At 53.9% G+C, this 1,623-nt stretch carries 1 rRNA gene (cut by a window edge); it reads right to left on the bottom strand.

The features are described 5' to 3' along the window. Positions 1 to 1,498, bottom strand: a 23S ribosomal RNA gene (locus HDG34_RS38485) (it extends 1,481 nt beyond the left edge of the window). Positions 1,499 to 1,623: the final 125 nt, after the last annotated feature.

Raw genomic sequence — 1,623 nt, forward strand, 5'->3', positions numbered from 1 at the left:
CGCGCCCGGATTTGCCAAAGCGCCTTCTCCAATGCAAGGACCGGGACTTCCAACACCCGGACAACCTTCCGCGATCCGTCCCCCCATCGCATTTCACAATGGTGCAGAAATATTAATCTGCTTCCCATCAGCTACGCATTTCTGCCTCGCCTTAGGGGCCGACTCACCCTACGCCGATGAACGTTGCGTAGGAAACCTTGGGCTTACGGCGAGGGGGCCTTTCACCCCCTTTATCGCTACTCATGTCAGCATTCGCACTTCCGATACCTCCAGCACACTTTCCAGTGCACCTTCGCAGGCTTACGGAACGCTCTCCTACCATGCACATTACTGTGCATCCGCAGCTTCGGTATATGGCTTAGCCCCGTTACATCTTCCGCGCAGGACGACTCGATCAGTGAGCTATTACGCTTTCTTTAAAGGGTGGCTGCTTCTAAGCCAACCTCCTGACTGTTTTAGCCTTCCCACTTCGTTTCCCACTTAGCCATATTTGGGGACCTTAGCTGGCGGTCTGGGTTGTTTCCCTCTTGACACCGGACGTTAGCACCCGATGTCTGTCTCCCGTGATTGCACTCTTCGGTATTCGGAGTTTGCTATGGCGTAGTAATCCGCAATGGACCCCACAACCATGACAGTGCTCTACCCCCGAAGGTGAGACACGAGGCACTACCTAAATAGTTTTCGGAGAGAACCAGCTATTTCCAGGTTTGTTTAGCCTTTCACCCCTATCCACAGCTCATCCCCTAACTTTTCAACGTTAGTGGGTTCGGTCCTCCAGCACGTGTTACCGTGCCTTCAACCTGGCCATGGATAGATCACCTGGTTTCGGGTCTACACCCAGCGACTGGACGCCCTGTTCGGACTCGCTTTCGCTACGCCTGCCCTAATCGGTTAAGCTCGCCACTGAATGTAAGTCGCTGACCCATTATACAAAAGGTACGCCGTCACCCCTTCGCAGAGGCTCCGACTGTTTGTATGCATGCGGTTTCAGGATCTGTTTCACTCCCCTCCCGGGGTTCTTTTCGCCTTTCCCTCACGGTACTGGTTCACTATCGGTCGATCACGAGTATTTAGCCTTGGAGGATGGTCCCCCCATCTTCAGACAGGATTTCACGTGTCCCGCCCTACTTCTCGTACACCCAGTTCTTCCATGCTGTTTTCGTCTACAGGGCTATCACCTGCTATGGCCGCACTTTCCAGAGCGTTCGACTAACAATACAGATAACGTGTACCGGCTGATCCCATTTCGCTCGCCACTACTCTGGGAATCTCGGTTGATTTCTTTTCCTGCGGTTACTTAGATGTTTCAGTTCACCGCGTTCGCCTCACGCAGCCTATGGATTCAGCTACGGATACTCCATTAGGAGTGGGTTTCCCCATTCGGACATCTCCGGATCAATGCTCGTTTGCCAGCTCCCCGGAGCTTTTCGCAGGCTACCGCGTCCTTCATCGCCTGTGATCGCCAAGGCATCCACCACATGCACTTGTTCGCTTGACCCTATAACGGGTGTGTCTCTGTGTCGACCCACGTTAGCGCTTTAGCGCTTACGTGGGTCCCATCCCCGGAGGGGATAGACGCACTCGCTACAGGTTGAGTATTCGTGTTGCGCCGTATTCCAAAGC

The sequence above is a fragment of the Paraburkholderia sp. HC6.4b genome (assembly GCF_014200875.1).
GTDB classification, from domain to species: Bacteria; Pseudomonadota; Gammaproteobacteria; order Burkholderiales; family Burkholderiaceae; genus Paraburkholderia; species Paraburkholderia tuberum.